The following is a 22521-nucleotide window of genomic DNA, read 5'->3' as shown; positions in this document are numbered from 1 at the left end:
GAATTAGTAAAGCATGGGTATCGCAATGTTACAAGCTTCTGGAAGTCTGCAAGACCCAATACTGATTATCGGTGGGGCCGGTGAGGTCGGGCGCTGGGCTACACGGTTCTTGCGTGACCAACATCGTGATGTACCCATCCTCATTGGCGGTCGGGACGAACAACGCGCGATACGAGCAGCGGCAGCTGTCGACGGCGCGTCTGCGGTGGCGGTAGATCTCGCTGCTCCTGACCTGGGGCTAGGCGAGCAACGTGTCTCGGCGGTCGCAACGCTCTTTTCCGATGAAACGGGGGCAGCTCTCCGCTGGGCCCAGGAAAAGGGCGCCGGGCACATCAACATCTCACCAAGCATCAGCGAGCTGGGCCTGGAAACTGCGACATTCATGCAAAAACCTGCCGCCGCGCCCGTCGTCCTAGGTACTGAGTGGCTCGTTGGTGCGACAAGCGTACCGTCACTCTTGTTCGCCCAAGAATTTGGTCGTCTGGAAAAATTCACATCGAGGCAGTGCTCGACGAACAGGATGCGTTCGGACCTGCCGCCAATGCGGACCTTGAGCGCCAGATGTATGCGGGTGCTGCCGCTCTTATGAGAAGGGCTGGCGCATGGCGGTGGTGCCGTGACGACGAAACCAAGTCCAGGGTTCGTGCAATCGACGGCACCGAGTTGGACGCGAACGTGTTTTCGCCAAACGACGTCTTGTTGCTGGCAAACGCAACCGGCGCTCCTGATATTCGGTTCGACTTGGCCATTGGAATGAGCTCCACCCGCCGGAATGGCGGACCGGTATCGACTGAAATCAGTATCAACCTTTCGGGCCTGGATCAGGCCGGGCAGCCGCTTCGGAAACGTCACGCGATCGTTCACCCCGGTGGGCAGATGCCCCTAACGGGTTTGGGTGTCGCGCTCGTTCTTGAACGCCTGGCTGGTCTCGCAGGCGATAAGCCTCGACCGGGTCTCTACTTCCCAGCCCAGCTCATCGACCACTCCACATACTTTGAGCGGCTTCGCGCCTCAGGTGGTGAAGTCATTGAATTGGAGCCGATCCAACACGCGCCGTAAGGCTCGGATCAAGCATAACCTGGAGCAGAAAATGAGTCACCCTCATGAAGTATCAGCTGCCGCGGATCATCCCGTATACCATTCGCAAATTGAGGCCAACGGTGCCTCTTTCCATGTCGTTGAACAAGGCCGTGGTCCAGTCGTGCTTTTCTTGCACGGTTTTCCAGACACTGTGGAAACGTGGCGTCGCCAGATGCAAGTTGTCGCGGAAAACGGGTACCGCGCGATCGCGCTCGACATGCGGGGTTTTGGCGACAGCTATTCCCCGGACGATCCAGCACTTTACAGCGGAGCCTTAATTGTTGGCGATCTGATTGGCATCCTTGATGCATTGCAGGTGTCCACCGCAACGATTGTATCGCATGATTGGGGTGCGGACCACGGACAACGGGCAATGGTCATGCGACCAGATCGCTTCAACGGGATCATAACGCTCAGTATTCCGTTCCTGCCGCGTGGTGAGTTGAGTACATGGGACTTGCTACGCAGTCGCGGTCTCGGCGATCTCTATTATGCTTTCGACATGATGAAGCCGGAGACGGATGACCGGATCCGTGATGCGAGCAAGACAATTCCCAGTGCACTTTATTGGCTCTCGGGCGAGCCCGCCGAAGGAACCGGGTGGGATCCCATCGACGCAAAACGGAATATGTTTCGACCTGCCCCTGAGGTGCTGCCGAGCTGGGCCGACCCAGCCTATGTGAAGCACAACATCGAAACGTTCCAGCGAACGGGATTCCGAGGAGGGTTGAACCAGTACCGTGGCGTGCAGGCGACGTTTGAGCATCTCGCTGCCTACAAAAATGTGCTTATCAAGCAGCCATCGCTTTATATTTGGGGCGATGCAGACGGGTTGTGCCGACTGTTCCACCCGGTCCCACCGACCGTGGAAGAGATGCGCGAGACAGCGCCCGGGCTCGTCGATGTCGTGCGCCTGGAAGGTGTAGGCCACTGGCCGCATCATGAGGCCCGCGAACGCGTGAATTTCGAAATCATCAAATTCCTGAACGGCCTGAATGCCACCGTTTCAGCAACTGTCTGACCAATCAAGGACCATAAGACCATGATACTTTCTCACGCACTTCGTACAGGCGATCTTGCTTCGGTCAAAGAAGCTATCGACGCCGGGGCAGATGTTAATGCCAGAGGCCCCGATGGTCTCACGCCGTTGATGATCGCGTCTGCGCTTGGGCAGGCACAAGCTGTTGCTTTGCTGCTTACTGCCGGGGCGGACGTGTTGGCGGTGGAACCTCGAATGGGAGCAACGGCAATCCACAAGGCGGCACAGTCCGGCAGCGCCGACGTGATCGGGATTCTGCTCGACCACGGAGCCTTCATCGATCAGCAATCGCCAGTTCTTGGCAATACCGCATTGATGGATGCCGTGCTTCACAAGCACGAAGCTGTTGTGCGGGTTTTGCTGTCGCGGCGCGCTCGGACCACCATACGGAATTACTGGCAACAGACCGCGCTCGAAATTGCCAAGTATGACGACCTGAAAGCAATCGCAGCGCTGATTGAGGAACGAGATGAGGCAGATGCAAAGCACATTGCCAGCTTGTCGATCGTCTCATCCGTCAAGGCCGGAAATATTGAGGAGGTGAAACGGCTGATCGCAGATGGCGCTGATTTTGAGGTTCGGGTGCCGATAACCGGAACATTCGATGACGACTACACGCCTCTCGGTCTCGCAGTTCGCGAAGGTCATGCCGAAATCGTGCGTGTATTGCTGGATGCTGGAGCAGATCCTCGCCGTACGATCGGCCTCATGCGCGGTTCACCACTTCACGATGCTGCCTATTTCGGAAAGGCGGATCACATCGATATTCTGACCTCATCAACAAAGCAGGGGGACACACAGGTTGAGCTTGATGCGCAGGGTCCTTATAATGGTCTGACGGCTTTGCACGATGCTGTGTGGCATGGATACGTGGATGCCGTAGCGTCCCTGGTACGCGCCGGTGCTCGCCGTGATTTGAAAACTCATTCGGGCCTGACACCGTTAAGCCTCGCTACTCTCTACGGCTATGACCGGATCGTTAAAATCCTGAGCAGCGACAGTCAGCAGGCTGGATCCCAACCAGAAGTCCTCTGACTTAACTCGTTGAGCTTATACGGGCGCTGCTATCGAAGATGAAGACTGATCCGTAGCGCCGTGGTGCGATCTCGGTTTGATGGCCATGCTGCGCATCGCGGTCATATAGCTACCGCAAACTAACAATTTGCGGTAGCATCCAGTAAGGTTTCGAGATTGCTGGGGGATTCAAAAAACCAGCCTGACATCCAGCTAGTCCCTGGCGGTCCACATGGAAAACGTCTCGCGTTCGTCTCCCGCTCTGACCGCCTCCAGGTAACGCGGCTTCCAAACGTCACTAATGAACGCCTCCATCGTCGTGGGCAATTTCGGACGATCCTCGTGCTCCCCATCGAACCTTACGACGCCATTGTTCAAAGCGTCGGCACTCTGGGTGTCGTCCTGCCATTTCGCCAGCGTCCCGAACCGCGCCAGAAATTCAGCTTCCACGTCTTTGCGGGTCGTCTCGATATATCGGTACTCCACCGGCCTGCCGATCTCCTTGCCAATGATCGCGGCCAGTTCGTTCATCGAGACATCTTCAGAGCCTACTTCGCGATAGACGCGGTGTCTGCCCGTCGGATTGATCAGTTCCTTCGCTGCCAGCCATGCGATGTCATCGGTCGCCACCCAGGGCATCTTCAAATCAGGTTTGCAGAACCAGGCAATTCGACCGTATTTGGCAACCGGCCCCGTCCACGCCGCCACGTTTTCCATGAACCACGCGGCGCGTAGGTGGACCAGATCGATACGGCCGAGTTCGTTGAGCTTTTCGTCCAGACGGTGGAAGGACTCGAAATGACCGGTTGTCCCCTTCACGCCCGAACCCATGGCCGTCAGGCTTACGGCCAGTTTCACGGGGATTTTTCGAGCGCATCGACGAAGCGCTGGGCAACAGCAGGGTAGTGTCCCTCGATGTTGTTCCAATCGGTCTTCACCATCAGGAAAGCGGCATCTGCACCCTGGAAAAATTGGTCAAGGTCTCCCGCTCCTGTGTCAAAGCTTCCCAGAAATGGCTCTGCTCCGAGCGCGACCAGTGCGTCCAACGCTGGGCCACCTCTCGACAACGCTCTGACCTGATGCCCGGCCCTCAGCAGGGTCCGGGTCAGCTTGGCGCCAATTCGTCCCGTTGCGCCGACGACGGAAATTCGCATGACAGTCTCCATTCGATTGTTGATCGCCCGATGGTAGACTATTGCGGTCCGCACGAATTTGCAGATAATGCCAAATGATCTCTAAATCCGGCCTATCCGCAAAACTGCTGCGTTCCTGCTACGACGACGTCGATCTCGACCAGTCGGATCGTCCGGCCTTCGCTGTTCGCCTCGACTTCAGTGACTATGAGGCTGAAGTGCCCCAGCACCAGCACAAGGAAGGGCAGCTCATCTTGGCCCTGCACGGCGCCGTCACCTGCAGGACGGAAAATGGCATCTGGATTGTCCCACCAGACTGCGGAGTCTGGATACCCGGCGGCGTGCCCCACAGCAACCAGGTCACGTCCAACGCACGCCTGTCCTATCTGTTCGTTCAACCCGAAGCGGCCAGGCTGCCACAGAAGTGCTGCACTCTGGCTGTGTCGCCAATGCTCCGCCAGATGATTCTCCGACTGGCCGATGTACCTGTCAATTCTGCTTTGGACGATCATATCAACCGTATGGTGCGGGTCTTGCTGGATGAACTCGCGCAAATGCCGATACAAGGCCTGGACTTACCTTCGTCCAGCCATCCCAAAATCGCAGCGATCACTGCTGCCCTGATGGCTGAGCCGGGAGACCGTCGCACCCTGGTCGATTGGGCAGCACACGTTGCCATGAGTGAGCGCTCCCTAAAGCGGCTGATGGTCCAGGAAACGGGACTGACCTTCGGCCGATGGCGGCGGCAAATGCATCTGGTCATCGCGCTACGCGAACTAGCCAGCGGGGCGACAGTCCAGAGAGTTTCGAGTGACTTGGGATATGAATCCGTTACCGCCTTTATCGTCATGTTCAAGAAGGCCTTAGGCACGACACCGACGCGCTACTTTTCGAGATGATTTCCGAGTGGTCGAAATTTAGCAACACTGGTCGGCCTTTGCGGCACGTGCCGTGACTACAACTGGCCGACTACGGACGATGAACTTGCGTCGTCCCGCTCAGGTAAAAGCTCGAAAAGAGCTCGACCTCACCCCGCCGATCAGAGAAGCTCATGAGTTCTTCGCAAGCGTAGGACCGAAAAGCTTCACCGTGACGGTAGCAGGCAAATCGACGCGAGCTCAGACTCCGCGCCGCGATATTCAACTCTTTGGTCAATATGAAGCCCTTGGTCCCGAAGCGATTAGTTTTTGGAAAGCGCAGTTGCAGCCCTTATGATCGCTTTGAACCTCCCCGGCCGATTAAGAAAATATTCGGCACTGTTGACCAGGTCAGCCGTATGCTCTTGAACGGATACGATCCGTCGACCAGAGCTTTCCATACTTAAGTCATCCGCATCGATGAATGTGCTGCCTCCTGAAGGGCTTGTACCAAACGACCAACAGAAACACGCTGCGGCCGGTCTCGGGGCTGTTCAAGATAGTAGTTTCCAGGACCAGGCGTTTTCGGAATGAGCGGGCAAACAACGAGGCCGAGGGCAGCGGCAATCGGACCGCATACCGGAAGGTGACCGATCGCCAGACCAAGGCCCTGACTGACCATCATTAAAGACAATGGGGTGGTGTCAACGGTTTCGATTTTGAGGTGTCGCCCTGGCTGCGGTCCGAAATTTTGATTGAGAAGCGCTGCCCAGCCGATTGCATGAGATGCCACGTCATAGAGGCGAAATGATAGCAGATCCTTCAGACTTCCGATGCGGGCTATATCCTCATTCCGGCACATGACGACATGGGACATGCCCATCAACCAGGCCGGATGTCGCACGAGATGTGGCTCCTCTCCGAACCGGATCATCAGGTCCGGATCGGCCTTGCGCTGCGTGCCCTCCACGAGCAGGTCGATGCGGATCGTAGGGTTCGCTGCTTCGAAGTCCGCGAGCACGCGCGGTAGCCAGCTCATCGCCATCAGCTGGCTTGCAAGCAGGGTGACCCGTTCGATCCGTTGCCGCGCGAAGAGCGACTCCGCCTTGCTTTCGATCGCTCCCAGCGACACTTGAACCGTCGGGAGGAAGTCGCTCCCTTCCGCAGTCAGGTTGATGCGGTTCGCAGCGCGTTCGAACAACGGGCGTCCGAGATGCGTCTCTAGCGCCAGAACCTGCTGGCTGACCGCAGCCGCGGACATGTGGAGCTCTTTTCCGGCGCGGGCAAAGCTCTGATGCCGCGCAGCCGCCTCGAACACGCGGAGCCAGTTCAGCGAGGGGATCATCGTTGTACGCATGCGCGTATGCATAAGTTCAACTTAGTCTGAGGTCAATCACATACCGTATCCCAAGATGCTCCACGCAGTGTCATATTAGCCTCACGGGTTATGCAAAGCCCGAGCCAATGATACAAAGGGAACAAAGATATGCTCAGACGCCGTATACTGCTTACCCTTGCCCTGACACCCCTTCTTGTGGGCGCGGCAAACGCTCAGGACCTGCCGGATCACATCACCGTCGCGACTGAGGGCGCCTATCCTCCATGGAATTTCAGCAATGCCGATGGGTCCCTCGGTGGCTATGAAATCGAACTGACGAAAGCCCTTTGTGAGCGCATGAAGATCAAATGCGATCTCATCGCCCAGGAATGGAACGGCATCATCCCGGGCCTGACGGTCGGCAAATACGACGCCATCATCGCATCCATGGGTGTCACCGAAGAACGCAAGAAAGTCATCGGCTTCTCCAAGCCCTACGCCCGGGCGCCCAATGGATTCCTGACTTCCGGCGACAATGCGCTCAAGGATCTTCCGGATCCGGGCCAGGCATTTGATCTTGCGACAGCCCCGAAGGAGGCTGAGGCGGCTCTGGCAGCCATGAAGCAAAAACTCTCCGGCAAGATTATCGGAGTCCAGACCGGTTCCACCGCGGCGACCTTTGTGGGCGAATATTTCAAGGGCATGGATATCCGGGAATATCCCTCTTTCGAACAGCTCGGCCTGGACCTGACCGCCGGACGCCTCGACCTCGCTGTAGCAAATGTGACGGCGTTCAAAGCGGTGATCGATGCCAGCCCGGCGGGTACGCTGGTCTTTACCGGCCCCACCTTCGCTGGCGGTGTGCTCGGGTTGGGTACAACCAATGTCGCCTTGCGACCCGGTGATGAAGCTCTACGGGCGGCCTTCGATGCCGCCATCACGGACATCAACAAGGACGGGACCAACAAGGCCCTGACTGAAAAGTGGTTCGGCGTGGATATCTCGATCCACGAATAGCGCACGTCATCCCCTCCTCCCCAGGAGGGGATTGCCGCCACGCGACAAACGCGTCGAAGTAAATGCTTCAACGATTGCACAGGTGACGCCATGTTTGAGCCCGTCGGGTCCGCCGAGGTAACGATCAATATTTATCTGGATGGCCGACCCATCCCTGCGCGGGCCGGTGAAACCATCGCAGCCTGCCTGTTGCGGGCTGGCGTTACCCACTTCCGCACGACACCGGTCAGTGGTGCCAGACGATTGCCCTATTGCATGATCGGACACTGCTTTGACTGTCTGATCGAGATCGACGGCATCGGAAGCCGTCAGGCCTGCCTGAGCCAGGTCGTAACCGGCATGAAGCTTCGCACCCAGAATGGACCCGCGATCATTCCCGGAGTGGATTTGCAATGACGCTTGCGCCTGACGCTGACGCCATCATCATCGGAGCGGGCCCGGCCGGAATGTCTTCCGCGATCGAACTGGCCTGCGGCGGGTATCGCGTGATCGTGCTTGACATGCAGCCAGCGCCCGGCGGGCAGATCTTTCGCGCACTTGAAGCCAACATGCAGGCAATTCCTCAGACGGAAAGCCTTCTGTCCGCACTCGGGCCGACCTACAAGGCCGGCCTTACCCTGATCGAGCGGTTCCGAACCACACCCGGTATCGACTTTCGGCCGGACACCACGGTCTGGGACTTGCGTGCAGACGGTACGGTCGGCTGGCTGAAAGGCCATGCGGCCGGATATTCGCGCGCGCCGCACGTCATACTCGCCAGCGGCGCGATGGAACGTCCGACGCCGTTTCCGGGGTGGACGCTACCCGGCGTGATGACCGCCGGAGCGGTTCAGACATTGCTGAAGGCGGGGCGCCTCAAGCCCGAAGGCAGGATCGTCTTGGCGGGAACCGGACCACTGATCTTTCTGCTGGCCGATCAGCTGCGGCGCCTTGGCGTGCGGCCGGCATTGATCGCACGCACAGATCGGCTGAAAGACAAGTTTACCGCCCTCAAAAGGCTACATCCGACAGGCGTTCCAGCGCTCCTCAAGGGTCTGGGCTGGCTTGCCCGATTGCGCCTGGCTGGTGTTCCCATGCAGACCGGTATCTCCGGGCTTGAAGCAAGGGTCTCAACCGGATCGAGTCGGTCCGCATGACTTTCCCTGGCAGAACGATCGACCTGCCCTGCGATCTCCTCGTCGTTCATGACGGTATCGTGCCGTCGACGGATCTAGCGCACGCCGCCGGGCTTGCCCTCGAATGGAAACATGACGACGCAAGTTGGCGTCCCCAAACAACATCGGATGGCAGGGCCGAACTGGCGCCCGGCCCTGCACTGACCACGGGACCTTGCAGGATCCGCGTCACGGGCGATGCGCGCCGGATCGGCGGCGCCGACGCGGCGATCGCTCACGGACGCCATGCAGCTGGAGCCATTCTCGCCGAACTGGGCCAAGCCGCCGGCAAGCCGGCCACGGGTCGGACGGGTATCGACGTACAGCGCGCCCTGGCGGCGCGCCCTTCCTTGATGCTGCGTTTCCGCCTGGCCTGACCGCGCAATTGCCCGATGACGCAACCATCGTCTGTCGCTGCGAAGAGATTACGGCAGGCGCGCTGCGCGCGACGATCCGGGACGGCGCCCGGGACATGAACCTGATCCGTGGCACCCTGCGTTGTGGCATGGGCGCCTGTCAGGGCCGAAGCTGCGCGGCCATACTCGCCCGGCTTCTCATTGAAGCAGATCCCGACAAGCTGGCGCCTCCTCTCCCTTCCGTGCACGGCCTCCGGTGCGCCCCTGCCCCTCGGCGCGCTGGCCAACATGACGGGTCTGGACCCGGATCTGGCACAAATCGAATCGCTCGACGACAAACCTCAAACCGTCGTCGGAGATGAGGCCAATGCATAAGGCTGGCAACGATGTCCTCATCATTGGCGGCGGGTTGCAGGGATGCTCAATCGCCCTGTTCCTCGCCCGCGCCGGCTGGCAAGTGACCGTCGTTGAGAAGAACCTAGCGGGTCGGCATGCCTCGGGCGTCAACGCTGGCGGCCTTCGCTCCCTCATGCGCGACGTCCGCGAATATCCTCTGTCACTACGCGCCATGGACATGTGGGCCAATCTTGCGGACTTCGTGGGAGACGCCGCAGCCGAAGCCTGCGAGGTCCGGCTCGGAACGTCACAGATCGCGCTCGCGATGGATACGGCCGAGCTGCAATGGTGCGAAGCGCGGTCTCAGGATATGCACCGCCGGGGCGTCCATTCCGAAGAGCTGATTGCGCCCGCCGAACTCCATCGCCTCCTGCCAGGTCTTGCCAGGTCGGCACTCGGAGGCCTGATTTCGCGGCGTGACGGACATGCAAACCCCGCCAATGCTGCTCGCGCCTTCCGCAACGCTGCGGAGGCTGCCGGTGTGCGAATCCTCGAGCAATGCACAATGCGCGACCTCGCCCCCAAACCTGGGGGCGGGTGGCGGGCCGATACGCATGCGGGGATGATCGAGGCGGACTGGGCGCTCAACTGCGCGGGCGCCTGGGGATCGGACGTCGCCGCGCGCCTGGGCGAAACCCTCCCGATCAAGGTCACGGCGCTCTCTATGATGGTGACGGCGCGTGTAAAGCCGTTCATCGCCCCCGTTGTGATCGGGATCGACCAGCCGCTCTCGTTCAAGCAGAGCGCGGTCGGCTCGCTGGTTATCGGCGGCGGCATCTTGGGTAAGCCCTGCCTGGACGGCGATACCTCATTCACCATCATGGATCGCATGGCATCGAGCGCAGCGGCTACCGTTGCAGCCTTTCCAGTCCTGGCCGGCGTGCCTGTCCTACGAACCTGGACCGGCCTCGAAGGCGCCACCCCGGACGGCATACCGTTCATCGGCCCAAGCCGCCGGCATGCCGGTCTCTGGCATGTGTTCGGGTTCTGCGGCCACGGTTTTCAGCTTGCACCCGCCGTGGGGGAGGCTGTCGCGCAGTCGCTTGTCTCGGGAGACTTAGATCCGAGGCTTGCGCCTTTCGCGGTCGATCGCCTGCCGCCCCAACCACCGCGCAAAGATGAGGTTTCCCCATGACACCGGGTATGTTCGACCTCTTAGGATTCGGGCCACAGGGGTGGGGACTGCCGCTGCTCCAGGCCGCAGGCATCACGATCTCTGCCGCTCTCTGCGGCTTTCTTCTGGGAAGCGTCTTCGGGATTGGCGGCGCGACCCTCAAGCTTGCACGTTCGCCTGTCCTGCGCCTGATCGGCCAGGCCTACACCACCATTTTCCGCGGGGTTCCGGAAATCCTGGTGGTCTACTTGTTCTATTTCGGGGGAAGCGTCGTCTTAACGACGCTCTTGAACACCGGGGGATTTCCCGGTTTCTATTCTCTGCCTTCATTTGTCATGGGCGTCTTTGCAGTTGGTATCGTCTCCGGCGCCTATCAGGCGGAAGTCTACCGATCCGCATACCTTCGGCTGGACCGCGGCCAGATCGAAGCAGGCGCCTCCTGCGGCATGTCGAAATTCCTGCTACTGCGCCGGATCATTGGCCCCCAGACACTGCGTTTCGCGCTCCCTGCACTGGGCAACATCTGGCAGTCGGCACTCAAGGAAACGTCTCTCCTGTCTGTCATCGGGCTGACGGAACTGTTGCGCCAGGCCGGCACCGCTGCGGGGTCAACCCGCCAACCCCTCCTGTTCTACGCCGTTGCGGCTGCGATGTTCCTGGTCATCGGGCGCATGACGGGCGCCGTCCTGGGCCGGATGGAAAACCATCTCGCCAAACCCTGGAGACGCTGATGTTGGATTGGCCCTTTCTAACGGACGTGCTCGATCAACTCTTGTCGGGCCTGCCGCTTACGCTTCAACTGGCGGCGTTGTCCCTCTCGATCGGCTTTGTACTCGCCGTATTCGTCGCCGGCGCTGCCAGCAGCGCATTCGCGCCGCTGCGGTGGATCGCGAAGGCCCACGTCGAACTGTTTCGCGGCACCCTCTCCTGCTGCAGATCTTCCTGATCTACTACGGCCTGGGTCAGATTGCCCCGCTGCGCCATTCCGCCCTCTGGCCCTTCCTGCGCGAACCCTACTGGTGCGCCATCCTGGCCTTGGCGCTCAACACCTCGGCCTATACAGCCGAGATTATTCGCGGTGCAGTTCAGGCCGTGCCGGCTCACGAGATTGAAGCCGGACGTGCCTGCGGCATGTCGGGTTTTCTGCTGCGCCGTCGCATTATCTGGCCCATCGCCCTGCGCCAGGGCCTGGCTGTCTACGGCAGCGAGGCAATCCTGATGATTAAGGCGACCTCGCTGGCCAGCATCATCACCCTGACCGAGCTCACCGGTATCGCGCACAAGCTGATTTCCTCGACATACCGCGTGTTTGAAATCTTCATCGTCACCGGTGCCATCTACCTGGCCCTGACTTTCCTGATGAGCACAGCCTTCGCGCTCTTCGAGCGCCAACTGCATGCCCACCACGCCCATCGTCGCGCCTGACCGCGCACCCTACGGAGAAACCTGATGGCTTCCGTCAATCGCTCAGTTGTTGCCCACAATACCCCTGCAGTTCCCGCCATTTCGGTCAATGATCTCCACAAGCGCTACGGCACAGTCGAGGTGCTGAAGGGCATCGACTTCCGAGCCCATGACGGTGAAGTCGTTTCCATCCTTGGCGCATCCGGCTCAGGCAAGTCGACGTTCCTGCGCTGCCTCAACCTTCTGGAGCTTCCCTCGGCTGGTAGGCTGCAAATCTTCGGCGAAAAGGTCAATCTGCGACCAAGCGGAAGCAACCTTCGTATCGGCGACCGGAACCAGGTGGACCGCCTGCGAACGCAGGTGGCGATGGTGTTTCAGAACTTCTGCCTGTGGAGCCATATGACGGTGCTCGAAAATCTGATGGAGGCGCCCGTGCATGTGCAACGCCGTAGTCGCGGCCAGGTGCGCGACGAGGCCGAGGCGATGCTGAAGCGCGTCGGCCTGATAGACCGGGCAAAAGCATACCCGGCCCAACTGTCCGGCGGGCAGCAGCAGAGAGCGGCCATTGCCCGCGCCTTGGTCATGAAACCGCGGGTACTTCTCTTCGACGAGCCCACATCCGCTCTCGATCCCGAACTCGTTGGCGAAGTGCTCAAAGTGATGCGCGACCTGGCAGCTGAGGGACGGACGATGCTGATCGTCACCCACGAAATGGCCTTTGCCCGAGACGTATCGAGCCGGATCGTTTTTCTCGAACAAGGCCGGATCAATGCTGAAGGCTTGCCGCAGGAGCTGTTCCGAGGCGGTGTCAGCGAGCGCTTCGACCAATTCATCGCGCGGTTCAACCAGGGTTGAGCAAGGCACACGGCTGGATCGAGCACTTGGCGCCGCGATAACGCGCGCAGCGAGCGGCAAATCCAGACCCAGTGACTTGATAGGAATCGAACCGGCGACAGGTTGGTCAGATAGCTTAAGTGTCTGAAAAGACATACTTCGTGGGATAACGCCTATTTATGGAACTTAAGCATTTAGTTCAAAAAGAAATGTCGCCATAAATTGCTATTGCAGTCAATGTGCCATAGCTCCCGTGCCATGGCGACCCTATACAAGCAGCCTCGCGAGCGTGGCAGCCCCGGAGTAGGCTTGCTTCGACGCGCTGACACCGATGAAGGTCGCAGCATAATCGAGGCAGAAATCCACTTGGCCAAACGCTCGAAACTGTTCAAACGAACCGAACCACCTCTCACGGGACCAGATACAATTCCGTGGAGAGCAAGCTCTACCAGCCAAGAAAGTGCCTCCTGCCTAATCCATAAATGAAATATCAATCGCTTCTGCCATGACACGGTAGCCACTATCGTTCGGATGAATGTGGTCGCCACTGTCGTATTCAGGACGCAGCCGCGTGGGACGTGAGGGTCGCGCATCAAGGCATCGAAATCCATGATTGTGTCAGCATCGCTATCATTTCGAATATAATAATTCACTGATTGGCGAATGCGCTCTTTCGCTGTCGTATAGTAGCCACCCTTAGGAAACTCTGGGTTCGTACCCTCAAAGGGTAGAAGAGTACAAAGCATCGTTTTCAGGCCCGAGAGCCGAGCGCGGGCGACGAGTTGCTGGTAGGCAGCGATCATCTCCCCGGAGCTGACCACTTCTTGCGGCCCTGCGAGAACCGTGTTCGGCCAGACGATGTCGTTGATGCCAATCAGAATGACAAGATGGCTGGCACAGTTATAACGCAGGACATCCCTGTCGAACCGCTGTATCGCCCGGCTGCCGCGGCAGCTGTGCAGCATACGGTTGCCGCCTATGCCTTGGTTGATGACCGCGACCTCCCCTAAACCATCGACTCCTGAGAAACGTTCAGCAAAGACATCTGGCCAACGCCGGTCTGCGTCAATTGTCGAGCCATAGCCATCCGTGATGGAATCCCCGAAACAAATAACGGCGCGCGTATTGGCAGCTGCCTCCACGTAAATGTCGGAAAGCAGATAGTGGCTCGTCGTCGTCTGTTGAATGATCATTTCCCCAGCCGACGAAAAGTCGCCGGGAACAGAAATGTAGGCAGTCTGCTGCGCCTCCAAGTGATGCGTTTCAATCGGAACGAACCCCTCCCCATAATAGCTGACGGACAACCGGGCGAAAGGCCGCAATTCCATGTCGAGTGGATCGCTGATGACGGAGGACCCTGGTGGGATCACCATTGCGCGGCTGCCGTTGAAGGTCAGCGGCCGGCTTGTAAGCGGCTCGATACCCCCATGTTCGGAGGCGAAGGCGATACTGACTGCGTCAAGACTGATTGCATTGCTGCCATACTCGTTGGTGAGGCGGACGACGACACCGGTTCCACCGACACTCAGGCGTGCGACTTCGCGAACGGTCTGCCCGTAGAACCCTGACAGGGGCGCATCCGGACCCCACACGTTCATTGGCGCAGCACTCCACGATGCAATCCAGCGTTTGCCCACGAATTTTCTCCTCAAATGATTTGAATGCGCCTATGGGTAAGCTTGACGTCGTGCTACGTCAATAAATAAAACAGTGTGAATTATAAATAGAATATCGACGAGGAACTGTCAGCATTGACCGGACATATCCCAGGAACAACAGTGCTTCGCGGCTCAAAGCCAGCCGAAATCGCTCGCCCCGGCAGCAATCACGTGGCCCTCCGCGCCGTGAACGAACGTCTCGTCCTGTCACTCATTCGCGCGCATGGATCCCTATCAAAGGCGCAACTTGCCGAACTTTCGGGGCTCGCGGCCCAGACCGCGTCAGTGATAACCCGAAGCCTTATCGAAGCCGGCCTGCTCGTCGCAGGATCGCCTGTAAAGGGAAAGGTAGGACAGCCGTACGTCCCGCTCAGCCTTGATCCCGCCGGCGCGTCCTTCCTCGGCGTGCATGTGGACAAACATGAGGTCCGCACAGCGCATGTCAACTTCGTCGGTGAAGTCATTTCGGAAACCGCCGCACAGCTTGCCACTGACGACCTCGAGCAGGTGGTAAAGCACGTTTACGATCAGGCGGACCGCATCCGCGCGCAATTAGATATCGACGATCGTAGCCGGTTCCAGGCAATTGGCGTGTCTGTTGCCAGTGGAGGCTTGTCCGGTGACAGGTCTGCGCGGCGCTGGAGTGAAATCGAAAACGCCTTCCATCAGGTCGGACGGTCCTTGAACCTTTCGATCAACGTCTCAAGCGACGCTGTGGCCGCGTGCAGCGCTGAGTTGATTTACGGCATCGGGCCCACCGTTCCGGATTTCCTCTATGTATTCCTGGATAGTGCCGTCGGTGGCGGACTGGTTCAGGACAGACGCATCCGGTTTTCTCGAGACGACACGGGCCCCGACCTCGGAAAGCTTCTTATCCCCAACGGCAAGGCGCGGCCCGTGCAACTGAAAAACCTTGCCATCGGCGACAATGGCAACGCGAATGCAATCGGCCAGCTTGCGGAAGGCATAGCCTGTGCCATTGCAAACTGCGCTGCCCTTATTCCCTGCCAGACGGTGATCGTCGATGGCCCCTTGCCCGCCCACATGCTGAGGCTGGTCATGGCCAAGCTGCGCTCGGCAATTGCCCAGTTAGACTTCGTCGGCAACGCTGATATCGCGGCCCGAGAAGGATCGATGGCGCGCAAGTCGATAGCGATGGGGGCCGCCTGCCTTCCGTTGCTGGACCGGTATTATCCAGAGGCATAACCGGCCCGCATCGCCGATTTCGACCGCCATTCCTCCCCATTCGCGCAGATTTAGCCTCAATAGATTAATTCAGAGTGAGTTACTTATTGACATTCGCCACTGGTTCAGGAGAAATGGCGCTTGAGGATGGTCGGGAGGAATGCATTTCGTCTGAGGACGACGCTTGCTCGACCGCGGCTCAATCAAATGGAGGAGAAGACATGTTCAAAGCGGGATCAATTTCAAGAAGAGTTTTCACCAGCGTGGCTGTCCTGGCTGCCGTCACGACGCAAACCGGCGTTGCGGTGGCCCAGGAAAAGCCATTCACGGGCCAGCGGCTATCCGTGCTGATGGTCGGCCATCCCACTACAGACGCCGTTCGCAAGGCTCTACCTGATTTCACAGCAGCAACAGGTATCGATGTTGACCTCGAAGTCGTTCCAGAGGCCGATTCAGTGCCCAAGATGATGCTGGAGTTCTCGGCTGGTTCCGGCCGCTACGACGTCGTTGAGGCAAGCTCGATTCATGTTCAAGGCTTCGTCGGCTCGAAGTACATAGTTCCCCTTGACGATATCGCTACAAAGTACGGTCAGTTCTACGACAAGACGGACTTCGTTCCGGCCTACCTGAAGCCTAATGTCGTGGAGGGCAAGCTCTATGGGCTGCCACTTTTCGGGGAGAGCTCGTTCCTCATGTACCGCAAGGATCTGTTCGAGCAGTACGGCATCGCAGTGCCCAAGACGTTCGATGAGATTGAGACGGCCGCAAAAACTGTGAAGGAAAAATCGAACGGCGAAATCGTCGGCATCACCATGCGCGGTCAGCAGGGCATCCAGGGCGTCTACATCTGGGCATCCTACCTCTGGGGTATGGGGGGCTCGTTCCTGACGGCTGACGGCAAGTCCGCACTCGATACGCCGGAGGCCACAAAGGCGCTGGAGACATTCGCGCATGTGCTGCGAGAGTACGGTCCTGTCGGCGTCGCAAACATGGGTTGGGAAGAAAACCGACTGCTATTCCAGCAGGGCAAAGCCGCCATGACGCTTGACGCTACGGTCAACGGCGCTTTCAACGAGGATCCCGCTGTGTCTACGGTTGCCGGAAAAATTGGCTACGCGCCGGTCCCGGTGCAGACAACAACGCCGAAGGGCGGCTCGTCTTCTCTTGCTGTGTTCAACCTCCATGTTGCTTCGGACTCCCAGCAGCAGGAGGCGGCCTGGCTCTTCGTATCATGGGCAACCTCTAAACAGCAGCAGATTCACTCCCTGGAGACAGATCCGAATTCAGGTGTGACGTCGATAGCCGCAATGAATAGCGAAGCGTTCAACAAGCGCTACGGCGCCTTCAAGGAGGCGATGCTTGCTTCGCTTGCCAACGGCAATCCTCAGTATATCCCAACAGTGCCGCAAGCCAATGAGCTTGTGAACAATGCCGGCATCGCCGTCTCCAAGGTGCTTGCTGGCACGACGACGGCTGCCGATGCACTGAAGGAAGCAAACGAACTGAACAACGCGGCCCTGTCTAGATAGGACTGCGCACCCCGTCGCGCACCCTCCCAGGCGCGACGGGGTACCCGGATGAAATGAGACATCACATGCATATCACCCGTAATCCCACACGCAACTTCTATCGGCCTATTATCGGCTTTCTGGCCGCCACCTCGGCTGCTCTGCTGTTGTATGCGATCTGGCTTTGCCTACACAATATTTCACTGATGAGCACGAAGGGGACGCAGTTCATCGGTCTTTCCAATTTTGTTCGTCTCGCTACAGACTGGCGCGGTGTTCAAGCGCTCGGAAGGACAGCACTATTCGTCCTGCTTGCGACTTCTATCGAAGTCGTTCTCGGCATTGCGATTGCGATGTTCCTCGACCAGGATTTTCGCGGAAAGAAGATTGTCCGAGCCGTGATCCTAGTGCCGATGATCATGACACCAGTTATTGCCGGCCTGACCTGGCGGTTCCTTTTCAATGCACAATCCGGGATGATCAACTACTGGCTTTCGCTAGTCGGTATTGCACCGGTTGACTGGCTGGGCAATCCTAGTGTTGCGCTCTATGCCGTCCTCATTGCGGACATTTGGCAATGGACACCTTTTGTCGTTCTACTGGCAATGGCAACCCTTGAGACTATTCCGAAGGATCTTGTTGAGGCCGCGAGAATGGATGGCGCCAGCGAGATTCGTGTTATCTGGCATATCATTCTGCCGATGCTCCGCCGAACACTTGGGGTAGCAGCGCTGATCCGCGCTATCGACAGCGTCAAAGCCTTCGACCTCTTTTACATTATGACGAAGGGCGGACCGGCGCTTTCGACGGAAACGCAGAATCTCTACGGCTACACCGTTGCTTTCACCAACTTTGATATTTCATACGCCATGACGATTGCCCTGTTCCTGACCATCGTCACGAATGTAGCGCTTCTCGTGCTCACCCGCTTTGCCATGCCCAAAGGAATACGTTGATGTTCAGGAAACTCGTTTTCTTTCTCGTTCTCGCACTGATCCTGTTTGTCACGTTGTTCCCACTTTACTGGGTGGTGACGACCTCGCTGAAAACCTTGCGCGACGCCTTCGCTATGCCGCCAGTTTGGCTCTTTTCACCGACTCTCGAAAATTACGGCAAGGTCCTGACCAATCCAGTCTTCCTGAAGGGCTTTGCCAACAGCATGATTATCTCCATCAGCGCAAGTGTGCTGGCTATCGCCGTCGCATCGTTTGCTGCCTACGGGATCGTTCAGCAGACCCCGGCCCGGCGCCAATCGATCGAAGGTTTCGTGCTGTCTCTTCGCATCGCACCAGCGATCCTCTTTGTGATCCCGACCTACTATGTATCTATGCGTCTGGGGCTTCTCAACTCCCATGGCCTGTTGATCGCGATCTATGCCTTCATCAACATTCCTTTTGCTATTTCCTTGCTCGTAACATTTTTTGAGGAAGTGCCGAAGGAGATGCGCGAGGCAGGGTTAATGGACGGAGCAAGCGAATTGCGTGTATTCTGGCACCTTATCCTTCCTGTCGTGCGGGGTGGTTTGGTCGCTACGTTTATTCTCTGTGTGCTGTTCACTTGGAACGAGTTCTTCATCGCACTGGTCCTCAGCGGACGGAACACGCAAACGCTGCCGGTTACAATCACTTCGTTCTTGACCTTCCAGGGTATCGAATGGGGTACGCTTACAGCAGCAGCAACACTTATCATGCTGCCGATGTTGATCTTGGGAACGCTCGTCCAAGGAACCGTGGTGAGAGGAATGGCAGCAGGGAGCGTTAAGGGGTGAAAACCCGTCTGAGAAGGCGATCACAGTATTAAGGACACCTGATAGGAAGCATAGCCCGGTGTCGTGTGCCTTCAAGGCTGTAAACGCGAAGACGCGTGGAACCGCTAAACGACTGCAAAATCTGCGCTCGAACTCAAATTTGTTGAGTTTCAGAAGGATTTTGCATGCCGAAACACACGATACCGTTGCGTGCTTGGATAACCGCAACAATGTTTTCATCGGAAAACTCGTCCATTGACAGGCCACTTACGCAACCATCGCGCCGATGTCGGTCCCGACCAGGTTTACCGTTTGGAAGCCGAGTTCAGTGACGTTCGCATTGAAGTAGGTGTCCTTGGTCTTCTCCGAGTATAGGGCCTACTTTTCGTCCCGGTCGAGGGTAAGTTCACGCCGTTCATACATGCGCACGCGTTTGACAATGCTCAAGGCGCTCGCCAAGATTGCGTTCAGCGGCGGTTGGTTGGGGATTGATGAGCGAATTTAACCGTATGACAGTTGTTGCAGCAGCGGAGGTTATTTCTGATACCCACTCCCATAGCGATATTGATGTCCTTGAAGTTCAGTGGGGGCTCGAAGATAGAGGCGGGGGCGGCAGCAAACCAGCCCGCGTCGTCAGTCTCTCAAAAGCAGCGGTAGAAGGCGGCCACAAAGTCCATACGGAGCAAGGCCTCGTCAGTCTTGAGCGCACAGTCGTTGAAACGGCACTGGCAAATTGGGCCGATGTGCAGGAAAAGCTTTGCTGGCGGAAATTGAAGGCAGGGCTCCGCTTAGATGGCTTCGAGGTCATCGAGCCCGTCGATGACGGGGGTGCGGATAAAAAGTTGGACAGCTTTATAAGTTAAGGCCGAGGCTCTTGCGATATTCGACCGGGCTGAGTGATCCCAGCGATATCTTGATCCGCTTCTCATTGTACCAGCGGATATAGGCGTCTACCTCGGCAACGAACTGTTTGATTGTGATGGCCTTCCAATCTCGTGGATAAAATAGTTCCGTTTTCAATCGGCCGAAGAAGCCTTCGCATGCGGCGTTATCTTGTGAGCAGCCCTTTCGGGACATTGAGCGAACCAGTTTCGCTTCGCTGATCCGCGTTAGCCAGCCTGGCCAGCGATAATGGGCTCCGCGATCGGAATGGACGATTGGCCGTTCCTCGCCGTCGGTCACGGTCTCAATAGCTGCATCCAGCATAGTATTGACCAGCCGCGCGTCTGGTTGCGTTCCAATCGACCAACTGATGACCATTCCGTCGAAGCAATCGATGATGGGCGAGAGATACACCTTCCCGGCTGGGATCTGGAACTCGGTGATGTCTGTCAGCCATTTCTCGTTCGGCGCTTTCGCATGGAAGTCGCGATTGATCAGGTTCTCGGGTGCCGGACTTATTTCTCCCAAGTACGATCCGAAACGCCGTCGGCGCGGTCTGGCCACGACCAAGTGCTCCTGCTTCATCAAGCGCTGGACAACCTTTTCCGAGATGATCACGCTCTTCCTGGCCAGTGACGCCTGTAGTCTGCGGTAGCCGTAACAACGACGGTTCGCTTCAAAGATTTCCGCAAGGCTGTGCCGGACGGCGGCATACTTGTCTGCCAGACACATGCGCGTGCGATGATAAAAGTAGGAGCTTCGCGCAATTTGCAGCTGGGCGAGCAGTTCTGGCAAGCGATAGGTATCTTTAAGGGCGTCAACCAGCTGTGTTTTTTCCCGATTACTCAGGATCTGCAGATCGACGCCCAGTTCTTTTTTAGGAGTTCATTGGCCTTCTTCAGGAGGTCATGCTCGAGTTGCAACTGGCGAACATCACGTTGGAGGGCTTCAAGCTGGCGCTCGAGTTCCTCGCGTTCCGGCGCCTGCGGGGTGGTTTTGCGGCGTTTCATGGAGGAAGGAGCCTCATGACCGAGTAGCTGGTCTTTCCAGTTGTACAACGTCGGCCTGCAGACGCCCAGCCGGTCAGCCACCTGTTGGGCGCTTTCATCTCCACTACATAGTCCGATGACACCAGCTTGCTTCACCGCTGCGGGATAGGCAGGGCGCCACGATCGACCGACCATCGATGTTCGCGTCTCCGGAAAGGCCTCACGTACCCATGCGGTCAGAGTTCCTCGACCAGGATAGCCGAGCGCCCTCATCGTCGCAGAGATGCAACGATCATGGGTGCGGTAATGCTCAAGTGCCGCCTGCTTCTGACTCTCGGAAAACTTTGGCGCTCGAGCTACCGGCTGAATACGCAGGTCGAGATGCTGTACGTACTCGCGGTACCAACCCCTCAGCGCATTCTTTGTGGGATAACCCAACTGGCGAATGGTCCCGTTAAGTCGCTTGCCAAGCCTGATATAAAGCTCAACGGCTCGAAGTCTGTCTGCGTAGGAATACATGAACTACCTCCTGGTGGTCCAAGTTTTCGTCCGCACCCCCACTTTTCTATTTCGCCGTGATCCACTCAGGGCGAATAAAGACGTTTGCACACAATTGACAACGTCGGATTTGGTGAGCTAACGCGAAATGAAAAAGTGGATCAAATAGTGCTGAAACTCAACAAACGGACCAAAGCAGGCCTAGCGGCAGCCCGCGCTCGCGGCAGGAATGGTGGAGCGCCGTTCAAGATGACGCCGGCGAAACTGCGCCTTGCTGAGGCAGCAATGGGAAAGCCGGAAACGAAGGTGGCAGACCTATGCGTCGAGCTTGGTGTCACGCGACAAACGCTTTACCGGTTTGTGGGGCCGAAAGGCGAGCTGCGAGCCGATGGCGAAAAAATGCTGAAAAAGAAAACGCGGCAATTATCCGCATAGAAGGTGAAAGGTTACGCCATGGCTGGTGTCCGATGGCAGGATTGGGATGGTAATGGGCTGGAGCATTGCGTCTGTACCGATGCTGGCGAGGGCCTTATCCTGGAAGGTGTTGTCGCGGGGACCCGGCACGGGGCCTATGGAGGATACTACTTCGTCCGCACCGACTCAGCGTTCAGGACGCGCGAGGTGCACGTTAGATATGTCGACGGGCCATATCTGCATGTGGAGGCAGATGGCAAAGGAAACTGGCGCGACGCCCTCAAGGACAGGCCGCTCCCCGACCTGGATGGCTGCATCGATGTTGATATCGGGATCACTCCGGCTACAAACACGCTGCCTATCAAGCGGTTGAAGCTACAGGCAGAGGCAAGCCAAGATATTACGGCCGCCTATGTCCCCCTTCTCGATCAGATCAACGGTGATTTTCTGCCGCAGCGGGCGGAGCAGCGTTACACCTGCCTGACGCCAGAACGCCGCTATCGCTATGAAGGTTTGTTTCGAGCGTTTACAGCCGAACTTGAAATCGACGAAACAGGTCTCGTGCTCGATTATCCCGACACATTCCGCAGAGTGAAAATGACGCCGTAGTTACGGCCGCGATAAATAGGGAAAGTCGCTGTCCACTCGACTCTGGCCCCGGTGACCATACGTCGATCTCGCTACCGTATATCTGTGCCCGTTTAATGTTCAGGGGCCCTGATGCGCGCGGCCGAGGACCATGCCCGGCGCCACGAGCGCACGGTGGGCAGCGTCAGCGAGCGCATATCTCGCCGGCTCGGCTGGCAGGAGGTCGGCATTGTGCCCCGTCATTTCGTGGATCCGCACGGCGAACCGCGAAGCTCGGTCTATATGATGCGGTTTTTGGATTAAGCGCTGGCCGGAGAGGCTGCCGGCTTGGCCCCA

General features: G+C 58.0%; 24 protein-coding genes and 4 pseudogenes. 24 read left to right on the top strand and 4 right to left on the bottom strand.

Annotated elements, in window-relative coordinates:
• The first annotated feature begins 25 nt into the window (after nt 1–25).
• From P6U16_RS25520 to P6U16_RS25510, 3 genes and pseudogenes are all read left to right on the top strand, one after another.
• A pseudogene (locus P6U16_RS25520) lies at nt 26–1059 on the top strand (NAD(P)-dependent oxidoreductase).
• Between the two features lie 31 nt (nt 1060–1090).
• Nucleotides 1091–2101: an alpha/beta hydrolase gene (locus tag P6U16_RS25515; RefSeq protein WP_277704211.1), complete on the top strand. Its 1011-nt coding sequence runs from the start codon at nt 1091–1093 to the stop codon at nt 2099–2101.
• Nucleotides 2102–2122: 21 nt separating this feature from the next.
• A complete protein-coding gene (locus P6U16_RS25510) occupies nt 2123–3154 on the top strand; it encodes an ankyrin repeat domain-containing protein (RefSeq protein ID WP_277704210.1) in 1032 nt (343 codons plus the stop codon).
• 192 nt (nt 3155–3346) lie between these two features.
• On the opposite strand, the pseudogene P6U16_RS25505 reads toward P6U16_RS25510, so the two are convergent.
• Nucleotides 3347–4287 (bottom strand): annotated as a pseudogene (locus P6U16_RS25505) (NmrA family NAD(P)-binding protein).
• A gap of 74 nt (nt 4288–4361) precedes the next feature.
• Here P6U16_RS25505 and P6U16_RS25500 point away from each other — a divergent pair.
• Nucleotides 4362–5165, top strand: coding sequence for a helix-turn-helix transcriptional regulator (locus P6U16_RS25500; RefSeq protein WP_277704209.1), 804 nt, complete (start codon nt 4362–4364; stop codon nt 5163–5165).
• A 79-nt stretch (nt 5166–5244) separates the two neighbouring features.
• Nucleotides 5245–5481 (top strand): hypothetical protein, encoded by a 237-nt coding sequence (locus P6U16_RS25495; RefSeq protein WP_277704208.1) that lies wholly within the window; start codon nt 5245–5247, stop codon nt 5479–5481.
• A 105-nt stretch (nt 5482–5586) separates the two neighbouring features.
• Here P6U16_RS25495 and P6U16_RS25490 read toward each other — a convergent pair whose 3' ends face one another.
• Nucleotides 5587–6468, bottom strand: coding sequence for a LysR family transcriptional regulator (locus tag P6U16_RS25490; protein WP_277704825.1), 882 nt, complete (start codon nt 6466–6468; stop codon nt 5587–5589).
• A 141-nt stretch (nt 6469–6609) separates the two neighbouring features.
• On the opposite strand from P6U16_RS25490, the gene P6U16_RS25485 reads away from it, so the two are divergent.
• The 11 genes and pseudogenes from P6U16_RS25485 to P6U16_RS25440 all read left to right on the top strand — a co-directional run bounded on the left by P6U16_RS25485 (nt 6610) and on the right by P6U16_RS25440 (nt 12737).
• Complete coding sequence (locus P6U16_RS25485) at nt 6610–7458, top strand: transporter substrate-binding domain-containing protein (RefSeq protein ID WP_277704207.1); 849 nt, start codon at nt 6610–6612, stop codon at nt 7456–7458.
• A 90-nt stretch (nt 7459–7548) separates the two neighbouring features.
• A complete protein-coding gene (locus P6U16_RS25480) occupies nt 7549–7854 on the top strand; it encodes a (2Fe-2S)-binding protein (RefSeq protein ID WP_277704206.1) in 306 nt (101 codons plus the stop codon).
• A complete protein-coding gene (locus tag P6U16_RS25475) occupies nt 7851–8594 on the top strand; it encodes an FAD/NAD(P)-binding oxidoreductase (RefSeq protein WP_277704205.1) in 744 nt (247 codons plus the stop codon). The genes P6U16_RS25480 and P6U16_RS25475 overlap by 4 nt, the downstream gene beginning before the upstream one ends.
• On the top strand, nt 8591–8989 hold the full coding sequence (locus P6U16_RS25470; protein ID WP_277704204.1) for a hypothetical protein: 399 nt from the start codon (nt 8591–8593) through the stop codon (nt 8987–8989). Before P6U16_RS25475 ends, P6U16_RS25470 begins: the two co-directional genes overlap by 4 nt.
• A gap of 8 nt (nt 8990–8997) precedes the next feature.
• A pseudogene (locus P6U16_RS25465) lies at nt 8998–9111 on the top strand ((2Fe-2S)-binding protein); the annotation flags it as partial.
• A gap of 58 nt (nt 9112–9169) precedes the next feature.
• The gene (locus P6U16_RS25460) at nt 9170–9343 is read left to right on the top strand and encodes a hypothetical protein (RefSeq protein WP_277704877.1); all 174 of its coding nucleotides are present in this window, start codon (nt 9170–9172) and stop codon (nt 9341–9343) included.
• A complete protein-coding gene (locus P6U16_RS25455; protein ID WP_277704203.1) occupies nt 9336–10499 on the top strand; it encodes an FAD-dependent oxidoreductase in 1164 nt (387 codons plus the stop codon). The genes P6U16_RS25460 and P6U16_RS25455 overlap by 8 nt, the downstream gene beginning before the upstream one ends.
• Entirely contained in the window at nt 10496–11209 is a 714-nt protein-coding gene (locus tag P6U16_RS25450; RefSeq protein WP_277704202.1) for an ABC transporter permease subunit, read from the top strand. Before P6U16_RS25455 ends, P6U16_RS25450 begins: the two co-directional genes overlap by 4 nt.
• Nucleotides 11209–11424: a hypothetical protein gene (locus P6U16_RS28580; RefSeq protein ID WP_349017712.1), complete on the top strand. Its 216-nt coding sequence runs from the start codon at nt 11209–11211 to the stop codon at nt 11422–11424. The genes P6U16_RS25450 and P6U16_RS28580 overlap by 1 nt, the downstream gene beginning before the upstream one ends.
• Nucleotides 11361–11903, top strand: coding sequence for an ABC transporter permease subunit (locus P6U16_RS25445; protein WP_349017711.1), 543 nt, complete (start codon nt 11361–11363; stop codon nt 11901–11903). Before P6U16_RS28580 ends, P6U16_RS25445 begins: the two co-directional genes overlap by 64 nt.
• A gap of 24 nt (nt 11904–11927) precedes the next feature.
• Nucleotides 11928–12737 carry an ATP-binding cassette domain-containing protein gene (locus P6U16_RS25440; protein ID WP_277704201.1) on the top strand — a complete coding sequence of 270 codons (810 nt, stop codon included), beginning with the start codon at nt 11928–11930 and terminating at the stop codon, nt 12735–12737.
• Nucleotides 12738–12910: 173 nt separating this feature from the next.
• Here the strand turns inward: P6U16_RS25440 and P6U16_RS25435 are convergent, their stop codons facing one another.
• A complete protein-coding gene (locus P6U16_RS25435) occupies nt 12911–14353 on the bottom strand; it encodes a GDSL-type esterase/lipase family protein (RefSeq protein WP_277704200.1) in 1443 nt (480 codons plus the stop codon).
• 141 nt (nt 14354–14494) lie between these two features.
• Here P6U16_RS25435 and P6U16_RS25430 point away from each other — a divergent pair, with 141 nt between their 5' ends.
• From P6U16_RS25430 to P6U16_RS25410, 5 genes are all read left to right on the top strand, one after another.
• The gene (locus tag P6U16_RS25430; RefSeq protein ID WP_277704199.1) at nt 14495–15580 is read left to right on the top strand and encodes a winged helix-turn-helix transcriptional regulator; all 1086 of its coding nucleotides are present in this window, start codon (nt 14495–14497) and stop codon (nt 15578–15580) included.
• A 329-nt stretch (nt 15581–15909) separates the two neighbouring features.
• The gene (locus tag P6U16_RS25425) at nt 15910–17088 is read left to right on the top strand and encodes a sugar ABC transporter substrate-binding protein (RefSeq protein WP_277704824.1); all 1179 of its coding nucleotides are present in this window, start codon (nt 15910–15912) and stop codon (nt 17086–17088) included.
• A 65-nt stretch (nt 17089–17153) separates the two neighbouring features.
• The gene (locus P6U16_RS25420) at nt 17154–18023 is read left to right on the top strand and encodes a sugar ABC transporter permease (RefSeq protein WP_277704198.1); all 870 of its coding nucleotides are present in this window, start codon (nt 17154–17156) and stop codon (nt 18021–18023) included.
• Nucleotides 18023–18835, top strand: a complete 813-nt coding sequence (locus P6U16_RS25415; protein WP_277704197.1) for a carbohydrate ABC transporter permease — start codon at nt 18023–18025, stop codon at nt 18833–18835. Before P6U16_RS25420 ends, P6U16_RS25415 begins: the two co-directional genes overlap by 1 nt.
• 470 nt (nt 18836–19305) lie before the next feature.
• Nucleotides 19306–19677, top strand: a complete 372-nt coding sequence (locus P6U16_RS25410; RefSeq protein WP_277704196.1) for a hypothetical protein — start codon at nt 19306–19308, stop codon at nt 19675–19677.
• Here P6U16_RS25410 and P6U16_RS25405 read toward each other — a convergent pair.
• Nucleotides 19667–21204 (bottom strand): IS3 family transposase gene (locus P6U16_RS25405; protein WP_277704195.1). Its coding sequence is split into 2 segments (ribosomal slippage): nt 19667–20568 and nt 20568–21204, totalling 1539 coding nucleotides; the frame shifts between segments, so codons are not numbered across the junction. The two genes, P6U16_RS25410 and P6U16_RS25405, sit on opposite strands and share 11 nt — an antisense overlap.
• 162 nt (nt 21205–21366) lie before the next feature.
• Here P6U16_RS25405 and P6U16_RS25400 point away from each other — a divergent pair.
• From P6U16_RS25400 to P6U16_RS25390, 3 genes and pseudogenes are all read left to right on the top strand, one after another.
• Nucleotides 21367–21618: pseudogene (locus P6U16_RS25400) on the top strand (recombinase family protein); the annotation flags it as partial.
• 3 nt (nt 21619–21621) lie between these two features.
• A complete protein-coding gene (locus P6U16_RS25395; protein ID WP_277704194.1) occupies nt 21622–22206 on the top strand; it encodes a putative glycolipid-binding domain-containing protein in 585 nt (194 codons plus the stop codon).
• 111 nt (nt 22207–22317) lie between these two features.
• Nucleotides 22318–22488 carry a hypothetical protein gene (locus tag P6U16_RS25390; RefSeq protein ID WP_277704193.1) on the top strand — a complete coding sequence of 57 codons (171 nt, stop codon included), beginning with the start codon at nt 22318–22320 and terminating at the stop codon, nt 22486–22488.
• The last annotated feature ends 33 nt before the right edge of the window (nt 22489–22521 follow it).

It is taken from the genome of Rhizobium sp. 32-5/1 (genome assembly GCF_029537235.1).
Lineage (GTDB): Bacteria > Pseudomonadota > Alphaproteobacteria > Rhizobiales > Rhizobiaceae > Pararhizobium.
Note: the sequence above shows the minus strand (reverse complement) of the source record. Positions and strands in the feature narration are given on the sequence as shown.

What these genes read in the sequence shown, in the direction of transcription:
- P6U16_RS25470 (WP_277704204.1), top strand. Translation starts at nt 8,591, where the DNA reads ATGACTTTCCCTGGCAGAACGATCGACCTGCCCTGCGATCTCCTCGTC.
- P6U16_RS25410 (WP_277704196.1), top strand. Translation starts at nt 19,306, where the DNA reads ATGAGCGAATTTAACCGTATGACAGTTGTTGCAGCAGCGGAGGTTATT.
- P6U16_RS25515 (WP_277704211.1), top strand. Translation starts at nt 1,091, where the DNA reads ATGAGTCACCCTCATGAAGTATCAGCTGCCGCGGATCATCCCGTATAC.
- P6U16_RS25490 (WP_277704825.1), bottom strand. Translation starts at nt 6,468, where the DNA reads ATGATCCCCTCGCTGAACTGGCTCCGCGTGTTCGAGGCGGCTGCGCGG.
- P6U16_RS25425 (WP_277704824.1), top strand. Translation starts at nt 15,910, where the DNA reads ATGGTCGGCCATCCCACTACAGACGCCGTTCGCAAGGCTCTACCTGAT.
- P6U16_RS25475 (WP_277704205.1), top strand. Translation starts at nt 7,851, where the DNA reads ATGACGCTTGCGCCTGACGCTGACGCCATCATCATCGGAGCGGGCCCG.
- P6U16_RS25390 (WP_277704193.1), top strand. Translation starts at nt 22,318, where the DNA reads ATGCGCGCGGCCGAGGACCATGCCCGGCGCCACGAGCGCACGGTGGGC.
- P6U16_RS25500 (WP_277704209.1), top strand. Translation starts at nt 4,362, where the DNA reads ATGATCTCTAAATCCGGCCTATCCGCAAAACTGCTGCGTTCCTGCTAC.
- P6U16_RS25485 (WP_277704207.1), top strand. Translation starts at nt 6,610, where the DNA reads ATGCTCAGACGCCGTATACTGCTTACCCTTGCCCTGACACCCCTTCTT.
- P6U16_RS28580 (WP_349017712.1), top strand. Translation starts at nt 11,209, where the DNA reads ATGTTGGATTGGCCCTTTCTAACGGACGTGCTCGATCAACTCTTGTCG.
- P6U16_RS25440 (WP_277704201.1), top strand. Translation starts at nt 11,928, where the DNA reads ATGGCTTCCGTCAATCGCTCAGTTGTTGCCCACAATACCCCTGCAGTT.
- P6U16_RS25455 (WP_277704203.1), top strand. Translation starts at nt 9,336, where the DNA reads ATGCATAAGGCTGGCAACGATGTCCTCATCATTGGCGGCGGGTTGCAG.
- P6U16_RS25510 (WP_277704210.1), top strand. Translation starts at nt 2,123, where the DNA reads ATGATACTTTCTCACGCACTTCGTACAGGCGATCTTGCTTCGGTCAAA.
- P6U16_RS25480 (WP_277704206.1), top strand. Translation starts at nt 7,549, where the DNA reads ATGTTTGAGCCCGTCGGGTCCGCCGAGGTAACGATCAATATTTATCTG.
- P6U16_RS25450 (WP_277704202.1), top strand. Translation starts at nt 10,496, where the DNA reads ATGACACCGGGTATGTTCGACCTCTTAGGATTCGGGCCACAGGGGTGG.
- P6U16_RS25420 (WP_277704198.1), top strand. Translation starts at nt 17,154, where the DNA reads ATGCATATCACCCGTAATCCCACACGCAACTTCTATCGGCCTATTATC.
- P6U16_RS25495 (WP_277704208.1), top strand. Translation starts at nt 5,245, where the DNA reads ATGAACTTGCGTCGTCCCGCTCAGGTAAAAGCTCGAAAAGAGCTCGAC.
- P6U16_RS25415 (WP_277704197.1), top strand. Translation starts at nt 18,023, where the DNA reads ATGTTCAGGAAACTCGTTTTCTTTCTCGTTCTCGCACTGATCCTGTTT.